The sequence below is a fragment of the Shewanella sp. SR43-8 genome (assembly GCF_014163775.1).
In the GTDB taxonomy this organism is placed as follows: Bacteria; Pseudomonadota; Gammaproteobacteria; order Enterobacterales; family Shewanellaceae; genus Shewanella; species Shewanella vesiculosa.
This window is the reverse complement of sequence record NZ_JACJDX010000004.1, coordinates 202,125-225,207: the sequence shown is the minus strand read 5'-3', so window position 1 is coordinate 225,207 and position 23,083 is coordinate 202,125. Positions and strand designations below refer to the sequence as shown.

Genomic DNA, 23,083 nt, shown 5'->3' with positions numbered 1-23,083 from the left:
TTATGAGCAATGACTTTCAATTTATCGAAGTGGGTCGAGTAGACCCGGTAAAACATGAAGCCAAGAAACGTGCCACACAATTTATTGAAATTTATCAGCCGTTTACACAACCAGAAGTCAAGCAGCAAGCTGATCGTTGTCTGGACTGTGGCAACCCGTATTGCGAATGGAAATGCCCACTGCATAACTACATTCCAAACTGGTTAAAACTGGCAGAAGAAGGCCGGATTATGGAGGCGGCAGACTTGGTGCATGAAACCAATACGCTGCCAGAAATTTGTGGCCGAGTGTGCCCACAAGACCGCTTATGTGAAGGTGCCTGTACCTTAAACGATGACTTTGGTGCTGTGACTATTGGTAGTGTTGAAAAATACATTACCGATACTGCCATATCACAAGGTTGGCGCCCAAACATGACTCAAGTGACTCCTCGTAAAGAGCGTGTTGCCATCATTGGAGCGGGTCCTGCAGGTCTTGGCTGTGCAGATATTCTGGCACGCAATGGTGTGCAAACAGTAGTGTATGACAAGTATCCACAAATTGGTGGTTTGCTCACTTACGGCATACCGTCATTTAAGCTTGATAAAGAGGTCATGGCGACACGTCGCTCAGTGCTTGAAGGTATGGGCATCAAATTCAAAATGGGTGTCACTGTCGGAAAAGATGTGAGCTTCCAAAGCCTGTTAGATGAATACGATTCTGTATTCTTAGGTATGGGTACTTACACCGCCATGAAAGCAAAACTGCCTAATGAAGATGCCCAAGGCGTGATCCAAGCCCTGCCGTATCTTATTGGTAATACTCATCACATTATGGGTACTCAAGACGAAGCGACACCGTATCTAAGCCTTGAAGGTAAAGATGTCGTGGTGCTAGGCGGCGGTGATACTGCAATGGACTGTTTACGAACAGCTGTTCGTCAAGGTGCTAAAAGCGTGACATGTGCTTATCGCCGTGACGAAGCCAACATGCCTGGTTCACGTCGTGAAGTACAAAATGCTCGCGAGGAAGGCGTTAATTTCTTATTTAATCGTCAACCTGTGGCCATTAAAGCTGAAAACGGTCAAGTGGTCGGGATTGAGTGCGTTGAAACCCGAATGGGCGAAGCTGATGCCAGCGGACGTCAACGCGCTGAAATCATTCCAGGTAGTGAGCAAGTGTTAGCAACTGATGCGCTGATTATTGCCTTTGGTTTCCAAGCTAGTCCTGCCGCATGGTTTAGTGATTTTGGTATCGAAACCAATGAATGGGGCCTAGTGAAAGCTAATAAAACAGATGACAACCCGTTTCAAACCACCAATCCAAAAGTGTTTGCTGGCGGAGATATGGTGCGAGGCTCTGACTTAGTCGTGACAGCGATTGCAGAAGGTCGAGACGCGGCATTAGGGATTTTAAACTATTTAGATTAATAGCTTGCTAGCCTAACAGGATAGACATTCTAGGTTAGCTTGATAATAACAAGCTGTTATAACGTGTTTGCTTGTGAATTTTTGCGCATCTTATGATGCGCTTTTTTTTAGTTTATTTTTTACTATGACTCACTGTTGATTATGAGTGTCGAGTCGAATTAACTAAAAAATAGCTGAAGATATTGTCTTTTAATAACGAATTATCATCTGAAAATTTGATCCCCACGTGTAATAGCCCTTCAACATTTTTAACTTTTACCGCACTGCCAGATAAAATGCCAGAAAGTTCAGTATTGATCGAAATAGACACGTGTATTTGCTCGCCTTCGGCAAAACTTGCCGCGTTGGCGTCTAAGGTCAGCAAACACCCCGAAAATGAAAAATCAACCATTTTGGCGCTCACTTTAGCGTCATTGTGAATAACAAATACATCTTGTTCAATATTAACTCTGAGCTGATCGCGTAACTTTTTCTTAATGATGATTTTCGGAACACTGAGACATAACATCTTAATCGGTTGATTAACGATAGATAAAATAGATGACTTAAACGCAATGATGTCTTTAAAGCCGCTATTGGTCATGGCTCTTACAACAATTTCAGCATTCACTAGCATATGCTGATAAGCCTCAGAAAGACCTTTGTTTGGATACTCAATTAAGATAAAACGCCCAAGTTGATAGCCAATCATACTCGAACGTGATTGGACGGTTTTGCCATTGGCAAAATGAATTTCAATAAATAAATCCATGCCTATGTCGATCAAACTAAGATCACCATAAATTGGAGCGCTTGCTGGGGTAGTCATTGTCTACCTGCTCTTATATAACTCGTCATTATCGGCCTGTGTGTTATCAAAACATCTCGTCAGAATAGCTATAATAAACAGAATAATCTTATTTTGCTCATTATAGCTAACCCGAGCCAGATTCAAATCGGATAAATGGCCAGATAACGCAGACGGCAAGATAAAGGACGATTGCCACACCGTTTATTATCTTAAATGAATGTGACTTATACCAAACAGTAATAATGAATACTGCACAGCAACTAATCATAACTCAATGTTTTAGTGACTATAATAATAAATAATTTATTGCAGAATCATTTCCTCACCCTGAAATCAGATCATACTTGCGCAAATAAACTGGATTAATACTCACCAGCCTCACCAACAAGCTTTCACAGTGATTGATAAGCTACCAACAAATAAGTAGAATACAAATCATTATCATTTACTTGGTTTATTTTAGAGAATAATTCTTTTATTCCTATTGGGGCAATACCTTGAATACTTTCTTAAACAGCTTGACGTTAAGACGGCAATGGCTCAACTCATCCTTCTTCAATCGATGCCTATTGCTTGCTATTAGTGCGATTTTTTCAACGACGCTATGGGCGCAGAGCCCGGCAATGACATCTGACGATATAGTCAAACAAACACGACAAATTCTCCAGTTAGCTGAATATATTGGGGTGGATTACTCAGAAGCGGTTACAACAGGTAATATTACTAATCCTGATGAATTTGCTGAAATGCAGCAATTTGCCAGCATTATTATTGAAAAAACCAACCTGCTCGCGAATGATATGCAAAATTCAGTAATGACAGATGCATTGCAATTACAACAAGCCATTGAAGACAAAGCGCCACTGGCTGTTATTCAAGGATTTAGCCAACAAATCCGCCAACAGTTATTAAGCCAGTCTCCGGCCTTAATACTGCCATCACAGCTATTAACCAAAGATCATGTTCAGCAATTGTTTATCGAAAATTGCTCAAGCTGTCACGGTGATTTAGGCCAAGGCAATGGGCCATTAGCCAAATCATTAGCACCTGAACCAACCAATTTCACCGATCAAGAACGTGCGTTAAATCGTTCGTTACTGGGACTGTATGACGCCATTTCTGATGGTTTAGATGGCAGCGCGATGCGGGCTTTTAGTGAGTTAAATGATCAACAACGTTGGTCACTGGCTTTCTATGTTGGCAGCTTAGCGTTTGAGCCAACGGCCACAGCAACTGAACATAGCAAACATGATACTAATGTTGAATTACAACAATGGGTCAATAACAATCCTATACAATTACTTCAGCAAGATGTCGGCATTGATCGTAGCCAACTTGAGTTATTACGCTCACAACCTAAATTACTGTTTCAACACGCTGAGTCGCCGATTTCAACTGCACGCACAAACTTGCAAGCTGCAGTAGAGGCCTATCACGCCAATGAGTTAGCGCAAGCACAAACCTTGGCGGTAAGTGCATACTTAGATGGATTTGAGTTAATTGAAAATACCTTAGATGCTCATGACAGTAGTTTACGAAAATCGATCGAGGGCCAACTGCTTAACTTTAGAAACTTACTGAAAGTACCAGGCCAAACCACAAAGATTAATCAAGAGTTTGCCAGCATAATGACTCAGCTTAATCAAGCTGACACTGTATTAACAGGCCAATCGTTATCAAATAATGCCATGTTTTCGGCGGCATTAATTATTCTGTTGCGCGAAGGTTTAGAAGCACTGTTGGTGATCATTGCCTTAATGACAGTGTTAATTAAAACCGAGCGCCATGATGCGATTAAATTTGTTCATTTTGGTTGGATATCGGCACTCGCTGCGGGAGTATTAACCTGGTGGGCGGCAGATAATCTGATTAGTATTAGCGGCGCATCGAGGGAGTTAATGGAAGGCGGCGCCGCATTAATGGCTGCTCTGGTGTTGTTCTATGTCGGTTATTGGATGCACAGTAAAACCCAGGGTTCCAAATGGCAAAGTTACATTAAAAATAATGTTGATCGTCATTTAAACACTGGTACCTTATGGGGTCTCACAGGGCTTGCGTTTATTTCGGTTTATCGTGAAGTCTTTGAAACCATTTTGTTCTATCAGTCATTACTGACTCAAGCCATAGGCTCTGATAGCAGTAATGAACAAGTCAGTTACCTGGTTTACGGCTTGCTAGCCGGTATGGCTATTTTAGCTGTGATTGCTTGGTTAATGATGCGCTACTCAGTTAAATTGCCATTAGCCCGCTTCTTTGCGGTGAGTTCATACTTCATGTTGGTGCTAGCGTTTATCTTGGCAGGCAAAGGTATTTCCGCATTACAAGAAGCTGCGGTAATTAGCCTTACGCCCTTCCCTTTAGATGTGTCGATTAGCTGGTTGGGTATAGCGTCGACATGGCAAGGCTTAAGTACGCAAATGGTAATTGTGGTGTTATTTAGCTTTTTGGTTATTCGTAATCGTTACGCCAAATAATACCCAAAATTGACAGCATGACCTTGAGTGCTTAAGCCTCAAGGTTGGTGTTTTGTATTCGAGTTTAACATTGAGCAGCCAATAAAAAGGCCGGCTAAATATATTTAGCCGGCCTTTTTGTGCCTAAAATCGGTTAGTCATTTATTGCACAGTAAACTTAGTATCTTCATCTCTTAACATGTACAGCGCAAAACACGCGGCCCACATTGGCCATGCAGCAAAAAACAATAAGTTATTAAACGCATCAAAATATTGATTAAATGCCGACAAGGTTGAAGCGCCATGCATGAGAAAGATAATCCCGTAAGTAATACGCTTTTTAAACCCCAATACAAACGCAAATACTAAGGTTAATTGCAGTGCGCCCATAATATAGGCGGCAACTTCATTCATGCCGCTAATGCCATAAAACTTTTCAAATATCTTCATGCTATGGCCAGGATTAACAAACTTATCCAATGTCCACACTAGCATCACCAAAAATACGCCTAAACGTAAAGCCAGTAATGACCATTGCAATTTGCGTTGAACATCGCCGCTAAGTGTTGTTTGCATCATCATTCCTTAAAAAATAATAATAAAGTGGTATCTATCTAAAACTAATGAGCTTTTAATAGGCTAAACTGACTTTTTAATCAAAAATCGCATTTGCCACTAATTGACCGAGTAACGCGCAACTATGTTGCACTGACATCTATGCCATTTAGACCTAAGCCTATAAAAATAGGCATAACATGGTTGAAACAAAAAAGTTAATTAGAAGGTCTCTTTAACCATGTTCATCACAGCAGAAAATATTATGCCTACTCATCGCCATCAAAATCGTTCACTTATCGCGCTAGCGGTTAGCCTAGCCTTGTATTCATCTTTGACAACTGCAGCTGAAGACACTTCCACTATTGAAGTGATTCAAGTATCAGGTAAAGCGATTAACGATAAAGGCATGTCACCTAAAAACACTAAGATCAACGGCCCCTTTGGGGATGGCATAGCATTAAAAGATATCGCCCGCTCGGTCACGCCTATCACCAGTGAAATGATTGAACAGCTTAATATCACTGATTTATCAGACATTCAAAAAGTCAGCCCTAACAGTTATTCAGCCAGCGGCTTCGGTGCATCGAGTTTGCCAACCATTCGCGGTCAATTAGGTGAACTGTACCAAGATGGTGTTCGTCGCCAGGCCGGTAATAACGGCTTTGGGATTCCCATGTCATTTAATGCAGTAGAGCAAATTGATGTAGTCAAAGGTGCACCACCAGTGCTACTCGGTACCAGTCAACGTAACGGTGGTTTTGTTAATTTACATTCGAAAACTGCGCCAACTGACAGTAAATTTGGCAAGATCACGGCATCGGGCGGCAGTTGGGACCATTATCGCGCTCAATTAGATGTCGCCACAGACCTAGTCGCCAACCAAAGTGGCATACGTTTAAGCGCTGAACACATAGATAACGGCAGCTATTACGATTACTCAGGCTTTAAAAGTGACAGTATTTTTGTGGCATTTCGATTACTGCCCGACGATGTCAGTACTTGGGATATTAACGTCGAATACTATGATGTTGAATTTACCGACAACGCGGGGATTAATCGCCCTACTCAAGCATTAATCGACAACGGTTTATATATTACTGGTCAAGGTGTTCAACCTAATGGCAGTACTATTGCTGGAGCCAATGCCATCGTATCGCCAACCGGCTTAGTTGAGATAGATCGCAGCCAAGTATTAACCGATCCCGATAACACTAACGACGCACAAACCTTTTTGCTGCACAGCACATATGTGCGCCAACTTAGTGATAATGCAACCCTTAAAAACATCACTTATTATCAGCATTTAGAACGTGAAGAAATCGCTCAAAACAGTTTTGTTGAAATCATTGATGGTGCAGACACAGCCCAAAACCGCCTTGAATTAGCCTATCAATGGAATGACAGCCAAAGTACCATTGCCGCGGTGGATCTTCGCTACAGCAAAGTGTTAGGTTACAGCCAATTTACCACCGAAGCTGACTTACCTATCGACTTGACGGGTCCAATTGAAAACCGCCGTATTCCACTGACTGCTGAGCAGCAAGCAAGGCTAGTTGAGCTACGCCCAGGTGTGTTTGTGTCACCCGGAGCCCAATACGATACCAACGGCGATGGCAGTAGCGACTTTTCATTGTCTGACACCACAGACTCCAGCAGTTGGCAAACCGGCTTGGCGATCCAACACAACAGTAAATGGACCGATAAGTTTTCGACCAGCATAGGTTATCGAGCTGATTTTTATGATGTCCAGGCACGCGATCCTATTGCGCCACAAGGTCAAACTGCGGCCAGCGATTCTATTCATGAAATGCTAGAGTCTGGACAAATTAGTCTCAGCTATAAACTCACCGATGCTATCACCACCTATGCCAGCGCTAGTTATAATGAATCAACCTCAAACAGTATGGGCGGTGGCAATACCTTAGGTGCAAACAACCAAATTAGTCGTCAAAACTTTGCCACTGAAAATACCCTTAATGAAGTCGGTATAAAATACTCACCAACAGACAGCGCTTGGTATGTCGATGCCGCTGTGTTTGATCAAAAACGCAGCCTGCGTAATCGAGATGGCAGCAATACAGGCATTCGCACCAAGGGATTTGAGGCACAAGCCTTTTTTGATGCCGATCCATATTGGTTTAGCGCAGGTTACAGCTATTTAGACGCTCGCTATGATGACTCAGCAAGTAGCCAAGACACAGTGCAAGTGGCCGACAGCTTTGACAACTCGCGCCCGGATATCATCCAAGGCACTGGAATTGGAGCGCCAAACTTTGCCTCATTTGCACCATCAAATCGTCGAGTTCAAGGTTTGCCTGAGCAGACATTGACAATTAATGGTGGTATTGCCATTACAGAAAAATGGCAAGCAGGTTTCTCCGGTCTATATACCAAGAGTTACCCATTAGATTTTTTAGCGACTGTGTACATCCGCGATCAATACACGCTTAATATCAACACTCGCTATGACTTTACACCGCAAACAAGCTTAAGGCTGGACGTGAATAATGTGACCAATCAAAACAACTGGCGCCCTGTATTTGAAGGCGGTTATTTTGGCTCAACCTTGGTTTTCCCTGAGCTACCTGTTAACGCCACGCTTACCTTGCAACATTCATTTTAAGGCGACTGTTTATGATTAAAAAAATTATCCTATTACTCATTGCTACATTATTAGTAGTACTGTTTTTCTACTTCGACTTGCATCATTTACTGACCTTAGAAGGATTAAAAGCCTCGATGAATGATTTCCACCAATGGCGCGAGCAATCGCCATTATTAGTTATTGGCGGATTCTTTATACTGTATGTAACTGTGACAACATTGTCTCTTCCCGGCGCAGCCATTCTCACCATTGCCTCTGGAGCACTATTTGGTATTGTTGAAGGGTTGATTATTGCCTCGTTTGCTTCAAGTATTGGCGCGTTACTGGCCTTTTTAGTCTCACGCTACTTATTGCGCGACTCAATCAAAAAGCGCTTCCCTGAACGTTTAGCGGCGATTGATAAAGGCATTGAAACAGAGGGGGGCTTTTATTTATTCACCTTACGCTTGGTGCCTATATTCCCATTTTTCATGATTAATTTATTGATGGGCGTCACTTCATTTAAATCGTGGACCTTTTACTGGGTTAGCCAGATTGGTATGTTTTTGGGCACCTTTGTATACGTTAATGCCGGTACTCAGCTGGCGCAAATTGACAGCTTAACGAACATTTTATCGTTTAATCTGATTATATCATTTGCACTATTAGGCTTATTCCCTCTTATTGCTAAAGCGATAGTCAATACCATTAAAAAACGCCGCGTATACAGTCAATGGACTAAACCCGCTAAGTTTGATCGCAACTTAATTGTAATTGGTGCAGGTGCCGGAGGCCTAGTCACTAGCTATATTGCTGCCGCAGTAAAAGCCAAAGTAACCTTAATTGAAGCCGGAGAAATGGGCGGCGACTGCTTAAACTATGGCTGTGTGCCCAGTAAAGCGATTATTAAAAGCGCTAAAATTGCTCAGCAAATAAGAAACGCCCATCATTACGGCCTAGAAGACACGACACCTGAGTTTTCTTTTAAAAAAGTCATGGCGCGCGTGCATCAAGTGGTTTCCGATATTGCTCCCCACGACAGCATTGAGCGTTACACCAATTTAGGTGTCGACGTCGTCAAAGGCTACGGAAAATTAGTCGACCCATGGACAGTAGAAATTAGCCACCCTGACGGTAACACTAGCCGCTTAACCGCGCGCAGTATTGTCATCGCAACAGGTGCTCGCCCGTTTGTGCCACCGTTACCAGGCATAGAAGAAGTCGGTTATGTTACCAGTGATACCTTGTGGGACGAATTTGCCAAACTCGACACTGCGCCGCAAAAATTGGTGGTATTAGGTGGCGGCCCAATTGGTTCTGAACTGGCGCAAAGCTTTGCCCGTTTAGGATCGCAAGTCACTCAAGTTGAAATGGCTGAACGCATCATGATCAAAGAAGATCGTGAAGTGTCTGAGTTTGCCACCCAAGCCTTACAAAAAAGTGGCGTGAATATTTTAACCTCTCATCAAGCACTGCGCTGTGAACTACGCGATGGTAAAAAATACCTTATCGTTGAGCATCAACAGCAAGAATTAGCGTTAGAGTACGACCAGCTATTATGTGCTGTTGGTCGTAGTGCCCGCTTAAGCGGTTACGGTTTGGAAGAGCTAGGCATTGAGACAAAGCGCACTATCGTCACCAATGAATACTTAGAAACCTTATACCCAAATATCTATGCGGCAGGCGATATTGTTGGCCCGTATCAATTTACTCACGTGGCAGCGCATCAAGGCTGGTATGCGGCAGTCAATGGACTGTTTGGTCATTTGAAAAAATTCAAAGTCGATTACCGCGTGATCCCGTGGACCACCTTTATCGATCCAGAAGTGGCTCGAGTGGGTATAAATGAATACGAAGCCCAGCAGCAAGGCATTGATTACGAAGTAACTCGCTTTGATTTTGCTGAACTTGATCGTGCCATTACCGACAGTGCCACCCAAGGGTTTATTAAAGTGATTACCCCTAAAGGTAAAGATAAAATCTTAGGCGTGACCGTGGTATCAGAACACGCTGGCGATTTAATTGCAGAATTTGTGTTGGCAATGAAACACGGCTTGGGACTGAATAAGATTTTGGGCACAATTCACAGCTACCCAACATGGGCCGAAGGCAACAAGTACGCCGCTGGTGAATGGAAGCGAAACCATGCTCCAGCAACTTTGCTGCGCTGGTTAGAAAAATACCACACTTGGCGTCGTGGCTAACCCTACTGAGTAATCACTTGGGTTTATGAAAATGGGCCTTAGGTTATAGGCCTTAAATAATAGTTCTGATGATGATTCTTAGAACATAACTCTCGATAATGGCTGTTATAAAGTGACTCTATATAACAAGAATAGGTCTCAGATAATGAAAAGATTAACGCGATATGCTCAATCGTTTATGCTGACTGTCGGTTTATTGCTGAGTTTGCTTGCTAGTCATGCGGCTATTGCGGCAGTGGATCAGTCTGACGTTATTTCTGCTATAAAGAGTCCGGCTATTAGTCAGGCGAGCAACAACCAAGCTACTGATAACAATACACTAGATAACCAGATCATAGCGCTACACGATAACTGGAATACATTACTCAGCCGTCATGTTAAGCCGATAAACCAAGGTCACAGTAGCGCGGTAGACTACGCCGCCATGCAACAAGACCGAGCGATATTGACCCTGTATCTCAAACAACTCAGTCAAATTACTCAAACTCAATTTGATGCTTGGGATAAGCCGGCACAACTGGCGATGCTCATCAATGCTTACAACGCCTGGACAGTTGAACTTATCTTAACCAAGTACCCTGATATCGACTCAATCAAAGACTTAGGTGGATTTTTCAGCTCACCATGGGACAAGAGTTTTATCCCATTACTGGGTAAGACCCGCAGTCTCAATGATATTGAGCATAAACTGATCCGCGGCAGCGATCGTTACAATGATCCTAGAATTCATTTTGCGGTAAATTGTGCCAGCATTGGTTGCCCTGCACTGCGCGAAGAAGCTTACACTGGCGCTAAACTCGACATGCAACTCGATGCACAAACCCAACGTTTCCTTGCAGATAGCAGCCGCAACTACGCCAAAGGCGACACAGTCTATTTGTCTGCAATTTTTAAATGGTATGGCGACGATTTTACCAAAGGCTTTGGCGGAGCTGATTCTGTTGATGCATTTTTATTACTCTATCCTAGTGGGCTAAAACTCAGTCCGGCACTTCAAACCGCGGCAGAAAAACAGCAATTGAATATCGATTTTTTAGATTATGACTGGTCATTAAATGCGGTTCGCTAAGTGGATGTTATTCTGCAAAACACCTAAACCTAAAGTGCATATCATTGCCATAAGGGCGTTAATTATCAGTGTATGCGCCTGTCTTTGGACTGGTGAAGCTGATGCCAAAACTACTGGTTCAGCAACATGGTCAGATATTGAAGCTCGTGGAATAAACCAAGACGTATACTTTCATGCTTGGGGCGGCGATCCACAAATCAATCTTTATATTCAGTGGGTTGCCAAGCAAGTTAAGCAGCAGTATCAGATCAATTTACACCATGTAAAACTCACCGACACCAGCGAAGCGGTCAGTCGAGTATTAGCAGAAAAGTCAGCAGGTAATAACACTCAAGGCCAAGTCGATTTAGTGTGGATTAACGGTGAAAACTTTGCCGCCATGGCCAAGCATCAACTCCTTGCGCCAAACTGGGTCGCACAATTACCCAACTTTAGCTTAACGGATCCAGACAACAACCCTGCAATGACTCGCGACTTTGGCGTACCAACACAAGGCATGGAAGCGCCATGGGGTAAAGCTGCGCTGACTTTTTATTACGACAGCCTAGCGACACAATCACCACCGCAAACCTTGCAACAATTAAGCGAATGGGTCAAACAACATCCAGGCAGGTTCACCTACCCTAAGCCACCAGACTTTTTGGCCACCAGCTTTTTAAAGTATGCCCTGATTGTACTGAATAACGCTCAACCTGAAGCAATCAAAAATCGACTTTATCAACCTGCCACGGCACAAAGCCAAGCTCTGTTATTGCCGGTGTTGTGGCAATATTTAGATGAGTTACACCCATATTTATGGCGCAAAGGCCGCCACTTTATGTCCAGCGGCATGGAATTACGTCGTTTAATCGGCGATGGCGAACTTGCCCTAGCATTTACTTTTTCTGCCGCCGAAATTCCGGCGGCAGTGGCGCGTTTTGAATTACCCGACAGTAGCCGCAGCTATCGTATGCAAGATGGCAGCTTGAGTAATATCCACTTTATCGCCATTCCCTATAATGCTGCTCACGCTAATAGCGCTAAACTGCTCGTCAATTTTTTACTTAGCCCACAAGCACAAGCAAAAAAACAACAACCCAGTGTATGGGGCGACATCAGCGTGTTGGCAACATCTAAGCTGACTGCCGAGCAACAAGTCTGGTTTAATCCATCCGCTCAGTCACATCCCAGTGCAACTATCGCTAACCAAGCAATCAGCCCAGCGTTGAGCGAGCCCGATCCAAGCTGGAGTAAAGTGATTGCAAAGCTATGGTTACAACGCTATGGAGTGATGCAATGAGCACGGTAGCTAGGTTGTTTAATCCTATTGTACGCATCAGTCCATACATCATGATGGCATTGTTAGTTATTCCGGTAATGGGTGGCTTAATTGGCGTAATGTTGCCTGCATTTGGTTGGATCCCAGCATTAGATCAAACCTCATTGAGCTTGAATGGTTTTAGCCAATTATGGCAAACACCGGGTATTGGTCACATGGCGTTATTGAGCATCGGCACTAGCTTTATCAGCACCTTATTAGCCTTTTTAATCACGATACTTATCCTAGCAAGTTACTTTACCAGTCCTTGGCTGGGTTATATTCAACGGCTTTTAGGGCCAATCCTTGTTATCCCTCATGCCGCGGCGGCCATTGCTATTGGATTTCTTATCACCCCGTCGGGCATGATATCGCGCTTAGTCTCACCTTGGTTAAGTGGTTGGAATGCACCTCCCGATTGGTTATACCCACACGATGCGATGGGGCTGAGTATTATTCTTGGCCTAACATTAAAAGAGCTGCCTTTTTTATTGCTGATGGCGCTGGGCGTGTTAGCGCAACCCGATCTTGGGCAAACATTGCGGGCACAACATAAAGTGGCATTGAGCTTAGGTTATTGCCCAATAACCGCATTTTTTAAAGTGGTGTTGCCAAGCCTCTATCCTCACTTACGCTTACCAATATTGGCAGTAATGGCCTACGCCAGTGCTAGCGTCGAAATCCCCTTAATTTTAGGCCCTAACAACCCACCGACATTGGCTGTAGCGATTATGCAGTGGTTTCATGATGTGGATTTAAGCCTACGGATTAAAGCATCAGCGGGGGCAATATTACAAATTCAACTCACCTTATTCGTATTAGCCTGCTGGTGGCTACTAGAAGGCTTAGTGTGTCAATTCGCTAAATCGATGTTAACCAATGGCCGGCGCGATTACGGCGGCGCCATCATCCAAAAGATAACCTATGTGATCACCGTCTTAATGATGACCATCATAGGTTTGGCAGTAGTGGGAATGCTACTGTGGTCTTTTGCTGGTTTCTGGCATTTCCCTGATGCCTTGCCGCAACAAGTTGTCATACTGCATTGGCAAACAGCATTACAACAAATGCACACGCCGCTTATCGACACGGTACTGATTGCCCTTTGCGCCACTGCCCTAGCCATAAGCTTAACCTTACTCACTTTAGAAGCAGAGCAGCACAGCGGAAAATCGCTATCGCTACTGGGGAGTGTATTAATTTATCTGCCTTTGCTTATTCCAAGCATCGCGTTTTTATTTGGTCTGGTGTGGTTACTTGAGCAAGTCAACAGTCAGCATACCTTTACCAATGTGGTAGTGGCCCATTTGTTGTTTGTATTACCTTATGTGTTTTTATCACTGGCTAGCAGCTATCGACGTTTAGACCCACGCTTTAGTATTGTTGCCGCCAGTCTTGGTGCGACCAAAGCGAAAATCTTTTTTAGGGTTAAACTGCCCATGTTAATTGGGCCGATATTCATTGCTTGCGCGCTCGGTTTAGCCATTAGCTTTAGCCAATACTTACCCACTTTGCTTACTGGTGGCGGGCGAATTAACACCATTACCACCGAAGCGGTTGCACTCGCCAATGGAGGAAGCCGCAGGATCAGTGCTGTATATGCGTTAATGCAAATGATCCTCCCCGCTTTAGGTTTTTTATTAGCTTGGTTATTGCCAAAAATGATTACCAAAATGTTAATCAAGCGCCACCAACAAGGATAATAATGCAAACATTCGCCAGTACAGCCAAAAGCTCAAGTACAACTACAGCATCGGTTCTCACCATTGATGGGCTGATCATACGTCGTCAGCAACAAGGCTTATTATCATTAAGTGCAACCATTCGTGGCGGTGAAATACTGACGATTATGGGACCATCTGGTAGCGGAAAATCGACGTTATTAAACTGGTTAACTGGCATGTTACCAGCGGGTTTTAGTGCTGAAGGACAATTGCATTTAAACGGCCAAAATATCACTACGACAGCCAGTCATTTACGCCATATTGGTTTGCTCTATCAAGACCCATTATTGTTTCCGCATTTATCTGTGGCAGGAAACATCGGCTTTGCCATGCCGCCGAGCCCTAAAGCACAGCGACAAACCGCAATTAGTGAGGCATTAACCCAAGTCGGTCTGGGCGGATTAGAGCAGCGTAATCCACAAAGTTTATCTGGCGGCCAGCAAGCTAGAGTAGCATTGCTGCGGGTATTGCTTAGCCAACCTAAAGCCATTTTATTAGACGAACCCTTTAGTAAGCTCGACAGTCAATTACGCCAAGAAATCAGGCAACTCGTTTTTGATCAAATACGCCAGCACCAGCTACCCGCCATTATGGTGACTCACGATCAAACTGATGCCGACGCAGCCCAAGGCCAAGTCATTTCACTTTGAGAAATGATACTGTAATCAGCAGTACTGATATGGGTAGAACAGTTATAGATATAGATAAGCCGTGACGTAACAAAATCGCGACGTTAAAGAATTGAACGATAATCAATAGATTAATTGGAATGACATCATGCTAGATAGATTTATCACCCCAGTAATAAAGCCACTGTTAGCGCCTGCGGTGCTGTTACTCGATAAAAAAAATGTCCACCCTGATCAGCTCACCTTAGTAGGTTTCGGTTTAGGCATGTTGGCCGTCCCCTTGTTGGCATTACAATTTTGGTATGGCGCCTTGTTCTTTATCGCACTTAATCGAATTATCGATGGCCTTGATGGCGCGCTTGCTCGCCACCAAAAACACACCAGTGCCGCGGGTGGCTATTTGGATATTTGCCTCGATTTTTTATTTTATGCCGCCATTCCGCTAGGGTTCGCCTTGGCCAATCCTAATGAAAACGCCTTAGCCGCAGCTGTGTTGTTAAGCGTATTCATCGGCACAGGCTCAAGCTTTTTAGCCTTTGGCATACCGGCTGAAAAGCTGAATTTGCCTCGACCACAATTTGCCAATAAGAGCTTTTATTTTTTAAATGGCTTAACCGAAGGCACCGAAACCATCGCCTTCTTTGTGGCATTTTGTTTATGGCCGACTTATTTTCCACAACTTGCCTATAGTTTTGCCTTTTTAGGGGCCATTACCATTTTTACTCGCATTCATGGCGGCTACTACACACTTAAAAATCAGCTTGTCAAAGGAGCAAAGGCTCAGAAATCAGCCGTTAAGGAGCCAACAACATGATAGATGAGATGGTAGCGATACGCTTAGGTGTGTTTTTAACGATTCTGGCATTGATGATGAGTCTAGAATGCCTATTCCCCGCAAGGAAACTAACCAAAACACCACAAACAGCCTCTATAGTCACTCGTTGGTTTGGCAATTTTGGCTTATTAATAATTGCTTCTGTGGTAGCAAGATTACTATTACCACTGGGTTTAGCTGGGTTTGCCTTGTACACCACACAACAACAATGGGGCATATTGCACTGGGTTAATCTGCCCCATTGGGTCAATATTATAAGCAGTCTGTTGTTACTGGACATGCTTATTTACTGGCAACATAGGTTATTTCATCGCATACCGTTATTGTGGCGTTTACATAAAGTGCACCACGCAGATCGCCATGTCGACAGCAGTACGGCTTTGCGCTTTCACCCCTTAGAAATCATCGCCAGTCTTGGGATTAAAGCGCTAGCAATTATCATATTAGGTATACCTGCTGAGGCGGTGATACTGTTTGAGATCTTGCTTAATGGATTTGCCATTTTTAACCACGCTAACATTCGCTTACCTAAAAAAATCGAACATATTGCCCGATATGTGGTGGTAACCCAAATACTGCACCGCATACATCACAGCCAAGTGATGGCCGAAAGTAACACTAACTTTGGTTTTAGTATTGTGTGGTGGGATCGGTTATTTGGTAGTTATTCTGCTAATGCCAGTAAAGCAGACGAGGATATCGACATAGGATTAATCGAATACCCAAACGCGAAACAAAATGCATGGTTAACAGGCTTGTTATGGATGCCGTTTACCCAGAAAAAGAAGTGATGCGTAAAACTAAAGCGAGAACATTCGCATAACTAGCGCCATTAAATAACTGCCCCTATCCTTTAGGGTAAATACACATCTAGGTCGCAACATATGGCTATTTAATTGACACAATGTTGTAGCCCCTTGCAAACGAAAGATTGCTGCTAAATATGGGTAATAACGGTTATACCGCACCGACTCAGCATCAATAATACAAATCTTCACTGTCATTTTATTGTTCACACAGGTAGACCTTCGAGCAAAAATATTCTGCGCATTAAATCGATGAACAATTTTTAACCACAAAACTATCCCCTCAAAGGAATAGCATTACATATAATAGATATTTACATTTTACTGTCACGAATAATCATACAGTCCATTGATTTATAAAAGTAAATACTATTTAATTAATTTCTGGCAATCAAAATATGTGTTTTCATGAATTTCATTAACCAATTTTTCCTGCTAAACGATGATAAAAACGCACATGAATCGATACCCAACTGGCGAATAAGTGCACTACGAATAATCCTCTCTTCGGGAATGTTGCTGTGCTTAGCTATTGCGTTTGACACATTCAATTCTGCCTTACAATTAAATTACTTATGGATAATCGCGCTTACTATTGGTTTCACTTCGGTGTTATTTTTATTGTTACTGGCCAGTAAGCGATTCTATCATTTATGTGCTCATATCCTCCTTGTTGCATTGGTATTGGCGAGTTTAGCAATCAACTTGTCGCTTCCAGACTTAGGACTAGCCAAAATAGGTAGTATGCTGATGTTTGTATGCCCTTCTATTGCGCTAATGTTGTTAGGGCACCGAGTAGCAATCTGTTTCGCCTTATTAAATATCGTGCCATTTTATATGATATTGCATGATATCGACCTGTCTCAATACACCCACATAGATAAGCAACTCCCTGATGCGAGTTGGTATATTACTGGAGTGGTTTTTCTATTTTTTAATATCTGCGTGCCTTTAGCAGTAGCAAGAACCATTGTTGCGGCTAAACGTCTCAATAAAGCAACCCTAAGCTCAAACGCTTATTTGAAAAGCAAAAATGAGCTATACCGCACTTTTTTTGCAGAATCGACTATCCCCAAAATTATTGTCGATGATCTGGGAAAGATTACTGATGCTAACCAACAAGCGATTGATTTACTAAAATTACCTAAACCATTAAAAAGCGAAACGTTATTGCTTTCATCTGTCATGCCAAACATCAAAACCTGTAACGCAGGCAAACAAGAACAAATATTGCACTTCAACAATACCTATCAGCGTGTTGTCCATCAGCAACTGACCGATGCTAATTTTTGTGTTTATGAATTTCATGATTGCAGTGCAGAACAGAGCATTAAAGGTAATTTGGCCGCCATGGAACAAGAGAATAGACGTCTACGTTATCGCGATACACAAACACAGTTACCGAATCGAGATTGGTTTGAGCTGCAATGTGACCGCCTAATTGCAAAATATCGAAAAGGCTTTTATGTGGTTGTGGCTCAAAGTGCCAATAACGACTATTTAAATATAAAATTTGGTAACCATAATTCTCAAGCCATTACTAAAACAGCCTTTAAACGCCTGCGTAACAATATAGAAGGGCCTTTATTATGTGCTCATATTGGACCTGGGAAAATTGCCTTTATTCTTGGTAGCCTTAACGAAACCGATCTGTATAGCGCCTTACCTAAAATCAAACATACTTTAGATGAAGATTACAACTTACTAGGAATTAAGTCTTCGCAATCATTTCTATTTGGTATTGCCCATTGCCCTGAACACGGGGATGCAAGCTGTAAAGTTGTCGCTCATGCTATCGAGGCGCTTAAATTAGCCAATACCAACGATGTATTTAGCTTATATGACCAAACTAATTCACAAAGCTTTTTAGAGAAATATGAAATATCGATGTTGCTCGATGAAGCACTACAGCAAGGTGAGCTAACCGTTTATTATCAACCTAAAGTAACGGCATCAGGACAATGTATCGGCCTTGAAGCGTTGGCTCGATGGCACAGTCCCATTTTAGGTACAGTATCACCAGCGGTATTTATCCCTATCGCAGAAGAGTACCGAATGATCAGCCGTTTAACGGATTTGGTGATACAAAAAGTCTGCTCGCAAATCAATCAATGGACTCAACAAGGGCTTAACTGTGTACCAGTGGCGATTAATATCTCACTAATTGATTTCACTCAAACCGACTTTATATCCAAGTTAGTTAAGTATTTAGCTGACTTTACTGTCAGCCCAAAACAAATAGAACTCGAGTTAACCGAAACCTCACTAGAAGCGAATCAAGCCCACTCGTTAATGTTAATGAAAACTCTACAAGCGTGGGGTTTCACCATTTCGGTAGATGATTTTGGCGTCGGTTATTCTAATATTGCTCGTTTGGCTGACTACCCAATTAATAAACTCAAATTAGATCGTTCATTAATCAGCCAAGTTACCTCTTCAGCACGTCAACAAAGCTTGGTAAAAGCGATCCATAATATGTGTGAAGAACTCGATATCAAGTGTGTGTCTGAAGGTGTAGAAACTGCGGAACAGGTAAGCATTATGGCGGATATGGGCTGCAAAGAATTTCAAGGGTTTTATTTTTCAAAACCCATGACGCCTGAACAATTTTTTGCCCATGTCAGTAAGAAAGGACTGAAGTTTGAGCATCAGGACAGTTTAATAAAAGCGTAAACATTTATACCAATCTATAAAGGAGGTTTGGTGTGAGTCGCTTGTTGCTCGAGACTAGATTCCAGTCAACATAACAGCATGAGATAAACGTATCTTGCTGGGGTTAGCATTAACGCTCGATGCTGAAAATCCAAGTAACGCTTTAATCTTTTCAATCTTATCTGCTGGGATTTTTTACTGGCATTAAAGGCTTTAACGGCTTGGCGCGGTTTGCATAGTAAGTAATATCGTGTTGCATGATGTTGCCTCTACAATAATAGCTATGACGCTTTAATCGGCAATCCTGAGACAGGCTGTGTTAAATTGTCGTTATTGTGGCGTAATTAATTAAGGTGTAAAAAAGCTGTTACCTCCAATAACCATGAATTAAATCACTCATAATAAAATAGTTTTAACTCGAGGCCCTGGTGCAAATAACCAACTCATTGATCAATAAAATCACTGTCAGCTTGCACACATTTATCGTGCTCGTGATATATTAGCAGCCATTCAAATTTGCTTATTCAGTTAAGGTTCACTCATGAAAATCGGTATTATTGGCGCAATGGAGCCAGAAGTTGTTCATTTAATTCAAGCCATCATTGAGCCTGTGCATAGCACTATTGCCGGAATCGAATTTATTAGCGGTAGCATTGCGGGCAAAGATGTCGTCGTCACTCGCTCGGGGATCGGTAAAGTGGCAGCCAGTATCGCGACCACATTATTAATCGAAAAATTTGCCGTAACCCATGTGATTAACACAGGATCTGCAGGCGGTTTTGTGGATTCTCTCGCTATCGGCGATATTGTGATTTCATCAGAAGTACGTCACCACGACGTAGATGTCACTGCATTTGGTTACGAAATAGGCCAAATGGCCCAGCAACCAGCAGCATTTATGCCTGATATCAACCTAGTGAATGCGGCCAAACAAGCTGTAGCATCATTAGGTGAAGTTAACGCAATAGAAGGATTAATTTGTACTGGCGACAGCTTTATTTGCGACCCGGTACGGACAAAAGTGATGCGTGAAAACTTTCCGACTATGGCAGCCTGTGAAATGGAAGGGGCAGCTATAGCCCAAGTTTGTCATCAGTTTACAGTACCTTTTGTGGTTATCCGCTCTCTATCAGATAATGCCAACAATGACTCACCGGTTGATTTTGACTCTTATATTATTAAAGCAGGCCTGCATTCTGCCATGATGGTGATCGCACTGTTACAACAGCTATAAACCTTCTAGAATCAGTACAGAGACAATGACCTCATGGTCTCTGTACTGAGCAACCTTAAGGTTAACAACAGCCTAACTATTGAGTGTCTATGGTCAATCAATTATTTAATCCTCAATTACTTAGCCAAGATGGCGGGTTACTGCAAAGCTGTTGTATTTTATTTTGTGCCTTAATTTTGGCTCGATTTGCGCCCATTCCTAGAGATCTACAGCCATTATTATGGTTCAACCGCTTAGCCACCTTGATAGCCATCAAAGTAAATCATCCAGAGCGAGCGGTGAGCCAGCAACTTATTGCAGGGATTTTAGCGACACTCATTTTAATTGTGCCTAGCGGGATTATCGTGAGCTTTTTACTCAGCCTTGCTGCATACCCTTGGTTTTTTGAACTGATCATCTTGTATTTCTGTTTATGTGATTCCGCCTTTAAGCCAGTGGCACAAAAAGTGGTTGATGCCATAAAAACCGGCAATAAACAACAAGCCAAACAACTTCTGGCTCCTTGGGTGAGACAAAACACCCAAGCGTTATCAGAGGTGGGGTTAAGTAAAACAACCATAGAGAAACTGTTTACTACTCCCATTTACGGCACCTTAGCAACCATACTATTTTTTAGCATAGGCGGCGCTACGATGACTTTAGTAGTGCGTATGTTAAGGCAACTACAACATTGCTGGCCGCCATATCATCCACATTTTTATATTTTTTCAAGTTTTGTCGGCCAGTTAAATAGAGTCATATTTTTCATCCCGACGTTACTTTGGCACTGCTCAATCGCCATTCAATTTGGCCAATTGGGTATCAAGTCTATTTTTTCACAACCAATATCGACAACAGTGAATAAAGATCAGCTCAATAACCATTACACGAGTTATGCATTAGCGGCAAAATTATTAAAAATAGAATTAGGCGGGCCGCAGCAATTTATTGAAAATGGCAACACCATTCGGGTAGATTTACCCAAAGTAAAATCAGGGCCCTTGCCGGATCATCGCCACATTAGCCAAGCCATAACTGTCACGCACACAGCCAATCTTTTTTGGATCAGCCTAACCTTGCTACTACCGCTTATTTGGACCGGATTAAGATTTATTTAAACCATATAAATCTTGTTTTAAACAGGCTATCATTTAGCGATTATGGACTCGTGTGCGTTTGATGTAGGCCTGTTACAACCTGATGTCACCACTCGTTGTTAACATAGGTCAATTATGCCGACAAATGGCTTATATCTTTGTAACATAAATCCTCTATAACTAATTATTAGCTGCATGAAAACCAGTTTAGGAATGCCATTTTGTTCAACCATTTACATGTATCATTAACCACACCAGCATTGCTGTTTCCGGCTATTTCATTGTTATTGCTGGCCTACACCAATCGATTTTTTTCATTAGCGGCATTGATCCGTCAACTCAGTAACGATAAAAAACCGGTACAAGGCGATCAAATTAAAAATTTACGCCAGCGAATTATTATTATTCGCAAAATGCAAGAAGCTGGTGTCAGCAGTTTTGCCTTGTGTGTGTTATGTATGATTTTGATTTACGTTGGCTTTAATCAAGTTGGCTCATTGGTGTTTGGATTGAGTTTACTGCTGTTATTGTATTCGTTGATTTTATCGGTAATAGAAATCCGTATTTCAGTAGATGCCCTCACAATTCATCTCAAAGAGCTAAGTAAATGAGTCAATGGATCTACTTTTTTGATTTATGTGGTACCGCTGTATTTGCCCTTTCGGGAGCGTTAGCTGCTGGTAAGCACCGCATGGATCCTTTTGGTGTTATTGTATTAGCATCTGTTACAGCTATTGGCGGCGGCAGTATTCGTGATGCCTTAATCGGCGCGACACCGGTATTTTGGATCCGCGATCCGAATTATATTATTGTCATTCTTGCGACCGTAGTGGCGTGCTTAGTGTTGGTGCGTAAACCCCATAAATTACCTGCACGCACACTGCCCATAGCCGATGCATTAGGTTTGGCATTATTTACCGTTATTGGCGCAGAAAAGGCCTTACTAATGGGATTGTCTGGTATGGTCGCGGTAGTCATGGGCTTAATCACCGGCGTCGGCGGCGGGATTATTCGTGATTTATTATGTCGACAAATTCCAATGGTGCTGCGAACAGAAGTTTACGCAACCGCTTCTATCGTTGGAGGCATCTGTTATACCTTAAGTATATTTGTCGGCATGGATAGCATGACATCATTACTGATCGCTATGTTCAGTACGCTAATCATCCGTCTGAGTGCTATTCGCTGGCACTTATCTTTACCGGCTTTTGATTTGAAAACTAAGAGAATTTAATGTGCGAATAATCTTCATATTATGCTGTTTGCTATTGAGCTTTCCCACTAAAGCCAATATTGGTGACATGCCGCGAGAACAACAACTTGCGATGCAATACATGGAAGCACTCACTGATCACGATTATACCGTCTTACGTAGATTTTATTCTCGCGAAACAGTATTTTACGATAAGACAGCCAATACGACCTACAAAGGTGGTCGGCACATTATTGCGTTTTTACAACGAGCACATGAAGGGGTATTAGAATACCGCTTAAACGTAGAACACATGTTTAATACTGGCTCATTGGTGGTAATCATTGGTAGTTATCGCTTACGCGGTCCAGGCGATCAGTATGGTAAACCTGGAAAGATTATCGACCTTGCCGTACCCGGTGTCACAACCCTTAAATTTGATAGCAATACTGAGCGCCTAGTGGAGCAAATGGATTTAATGGATTATCAAACCATGACTGACCAACTTGCGGCTCAGTAATAAAATCAGAGTCAATTGCGCGCCGCGAGCGCTTTAATTGGCTGTGTTATA

General features: G+C 42.6%; 18 protein-coding genes. 16 read left to right on the top strand and 2 right to left on the bottom strand.

Annotated elements, in window-relative coordinates; all coding sequences use genetic code 11:
- The first annotated feature begins 2 nt into the window (after positions 1-2).
- On the top strand, positions 3-1,409 hold the full coding sequence (locus tag H5114_RS06835) for an FAD-dependent oxidoreductase (protein ID WP_124017088.1): 1,407 nt from the start codon (positions 3-5) through the stop codon (positions 1,407-1,409).
- A 139-nt stretch (positions 1,410-1,548) separates the two neighbouring features.
- Here H5114_RS06835 and H5114_RS06830 read toward each other — a convergent pair whose 3' ends face one another.
- Positions 1,549-2,217, bottom strand: coding sequence for a flagellar brake protein (locus tag H5114_RS06830; RefSeq protein ID WP_182722521.1), 669 nt, complete (start codon positions 2,215-2,217; stop codon positions 1,549-1,551).
- A gap of 605 nt (positions 2,218-2,822) precedes the next feature.
- Between H5114_RS06830 and H5114_RS06825 the strand changes: the two genes are divergently transcribed.
- Positions 2,823-4,673, top strand: a complete 1,851-nt coding sequence (locus H5114_RS06825) for a cytochrome c/FTR1 family iron permease (RefSeq protein ID WP_182722520.1) — start codon at positions 2,823-2,825, stop codon at positions 4,671-4,673.
- Positions 4,674-4,814: 141 nt separating this feature from the next.
- On the opposite strand, the gene H5114_RS06820 is transcribed toward H5114_RS06825, so the two are convergent.
- A complete protein-coding gene (locus H5114_RS06820; RefSeq protein WP_124017085.1) occupies positions 4,815-5,228 on the bottom strand; it encodes a hypothetical protein in 414 nt (137 codons plus the stop codon).
- Between the two features lie 244 nt (positions 5,229-5,472).
- On the opposite strand from H5114_RS06820, the gene H5114_RS06815 reads away from it, so the two are divergent.
- From H5114_RS06815 to H5114_RS06750, 14 genes are all read left to right on the top strand, one after another.
- Positions 5,473-7,833: a TonB-dependent siderophore receptor gene (locus H5114_RS06815; RefSeq protein WP_182722570.1), complete on the top strand. Its 2,361-nt coding sequence runs from the start codon at positions 5,473-5,475 to the stop codon at positions 7,831-7,833.
- An 11-nt stretch (positions 7,834-7,844) separates the two neighbouring features.
- Complete coding sequence (locus H5114_RS06810; protein ID WP_182722519.1) at positions 7,845-9,998, top strand: FAD-dependent oxidoreductase; 2,154 nt, start codon at positions 7,845-7,847, stop codon at positions 9,996-9,998.
- 145 nt (positions 9,999-10,143) lie between these two features.
- Entirely contained in the window at positions 10,144-11,067 is a 924-nt protein-coding gene (locus H5114_RS06805; RefSeq protein ID WP_259395254.1) for a DUF547 domain-containing protein, read from the top strand.
- Positions 11,068-11,071: 4 nt separating this feature from the next.
- Entirely contained in the window at positions 11,072-12,346 is a 1,275-nt protein-coding gene (locus H5114_RS06800; RefSeq protein ID WP_182722568.1) for an ABC transporter substrate-binding protein, read from the top strand.
- Positions 12,343-14,067 (top strand): ABC transporter permease, encoded by a 1,725-nt coding sequence (locus tag H5114_RS06795; RefSeq protein ID WP_182722518.1) that lies wholly within the window; start codon positions 12,343-12,345, stop codon positions 14,065-14,067. The genes H5114_RS06800 and H5114_RS06795 overlap by 4 nt, the downstream gene beginning before the upstream one ends.
- Before the next feature lie 2 nt (positions 14,068-14,069).
- Positions 14,070-14,738, top strand: a complete 669-nt coding sequence (locus tag H5114_RS06790) for an ATP-binding cassette domain-containing protein (RefSeq protein ID WP_259395252.1) — start codon at positions 14,070-14,072, stop codon at positions 14,736-14,738.
- 127 nt (positions 14,739-14,865) lie between these two features.
- Positions 14,866-15,531, top strand: coding sequence for a CDP-alcohol phosphatidyltransferase family protein (locus H5114_RS06785; RefSeq protein WP_182722517.1), 666 nt, complete (start codon positions 14,866-14,868; stop codon positions 15,529-15,531).
- Entirely contained in the window at positions 15,528-16,343 is an 816-nt protein-coding gene (locus tag H5114_RS06780) for a sterol desaturase family protein (RefSeq protein ID WP_182722516.1), read from the top strand. The genes H5114_RS06785 and H5114_RS06780 overlap by 4 nt, the downstream gene beginning before the upstream one ends.
- A 423-nt stretch (positions 16,344-16,766) precedes the next feature.
- Entirely contained in the window at positions 16,767-19,031 is a 2,265-nt protein-coding gene (locus tag H5114_RS06775; protein ID WP_182722515.1) for a bifunctional diguanylate cyclase/phosphodiesterase, read from the top strand.
- Positions 19,032-19,551: 520 nt separating this feature from the next.
- The gene (locus H5114_RS06770; protein WP_124017078.1) at positions 19,552-20,244 is read left to right on the top strand and encodes a 5'-methylthioadenosine/adenosylhomocysteine nucleosidase; all 693 of its coding nucleotides are present in this window, start codon (positions 19,552-19,554) and stop codon (positions 20,242-20,244) included.
- Positions 20,245-20,333: 89 nt separating this feature from the next.
- A complete protein-coding gene (locus H5114_RS06765; protein WP_124017077.1) occupies positions 20,334-21,341 on the top strand; it encodes a cobalamin biosynthesis protein in 1,008 nt (335 codons plus the stop codon).
- Positions 21,342-21,541: 200 nt separating this feature from the next.
- Entirely contained in the window at positions 21,542-21,931 is a 390-nt protein-coding gene (locus H5114_RS06760; RefSeq protein ID WP_124017076.1) for a DUF2721 domain-containing protein, read from the top strand.
- The gene (locus H5114_RS06755; protein ID WP_124017075.1) at positions 21,928-22,554 is read left to right on the top strand and encodes a trimeric intracellular cation channel family protein; all 627 of its coding nucleotides are present in this window, start codon (positions 21,928-21,930) and stop codon (positions 22,552-22,554) included. Before H5114_RS06760 ends, H5114_RS06755 begins: the two co-directional genes overlap by 4 nt.
- Positions 22,555-22,621: 67 nt before the next feature.
- Positions 22,622-23,032: a nuclear transport factor 2 family protein gene (locus H5114_RS06750; RefSeq protein ID WP_235781991.1), complete on the top strand. Its 411-nt coding sequence runs from the start codon at positions 22,622-22,624 to the stop codon at positions 23,030-23,032.
- Positions 23,033-23,083: the final 51 nt, after the last annotated feature.

Coding starts and splice junctions, on each gene's coding strand:
- H5114_RS06805 (WP_259395254.1), top strand. CDS start 10,144: ATGAAAAGATTAACGCGATATGCTCAATCGTTTATGCTGACTGTCGGT.
- H5114_RS06815 (WP_182722570.1), top strand. CDS start 5,473: ATGCCTACTCATCGCCATCAAAATCGTTCACTTATCGCGCTAGCGGTT.
- H5114_RS06810 (WP_182722519.1), top strand. CDS start 7,845: ATGATTAAAAAAATTATCCTATTACTCATTGCTACATTATTAGTAGTA.
- H5114_RS06830 (WP_182722521.1), bottom strand. CDS start 2,217: ATGACTACCCCAGCAAGCGCTCCAATTTATGGTGATCTTAGTTTGATC.
- H5114_RS06790 (WP_259395252.1), top strand. CDS start 14,070: ATGCAAACATTCGCCAGTACAGCCAAAAGCTCAAGTACAACTACAGCA.
- H5114_RS06780 (WP_182722516.1), top strand. CDS start 15,528: ATGATAGATGAGATGGTAGCGATACGCTTAGGTGTGTTTTTAACGATT.
- H5114_RS06820 (WP_124017085.1), bottom strand. CDS start 5,228: ATGCAAACAACACTTAGCGGCGATGTTCAACGCAAATTGCAATGGTCA.
- H5114_RS06765 (WP_124017077.1), top strand. CDS start 20,334: ATGGTCAATCAATTATTTAATCCTCAATTACTTAGCCAAGATGGCGGG.
- H5114_RS06800 (WP_182722568.1), top strand. CDS start 11,072: ATGTTATTCTGCAAAACACCTAAACCTAAAGTGCATATCATTGCCATA.
- H5114_RS06785 (WP_182722517.1), top strand. CDS start 14,866: ATGCTAGATAGATTTATCACCCCAGTAATAAAGCCACTGTTAGCGCCT.
- H5114_RS06750 (WP_235781991.1), top strand. CDS start 22,622: ATGCCGCGAGAACAACAACTTGCGATGCAATACATGGAAGCACTCACT.
- H5114_RS06795 (WP_182722518.1), top strand. CDS start 12,343: ATGAGCACGGTAGCTAGGTTGTTTAATCCTATTGTACGCATCAGTCCA.
- H5114_RS06825 (WP_182722520.1), top strand. CDS start 2,823: ATGACATCTGACGATATAGTCAAACAAACACGACAAATTCTCCAGTTA.
- H5114_RS06775 (WP_182722515.1), top strand. CDS start 16,767: ATGAATTTCATTAACCAATTTTTCCTGCTAAACGATGATAAAAACGCA.
- H5114_RS06770 (WP_124017078.1), top strand. CDS start 19,552: ATGAAAATCGGTATTATTGGCGCAATGGAGCCAGAAGTTGTTCATTTA.
- H5114_RS06835 (WP_124017088.1), top strand. CDS start 3: ATGAGCAATGACTTTCAATTTATCGAAGTGGGTCGAGTAGACCCGGTA.
- H5114_RS06755 (WP_124017075.1), top strand. CDS start 21,928: ATGAGTCAATGGATCTACTTTTTTGATTTATGTGGTACCGCTGTATTT.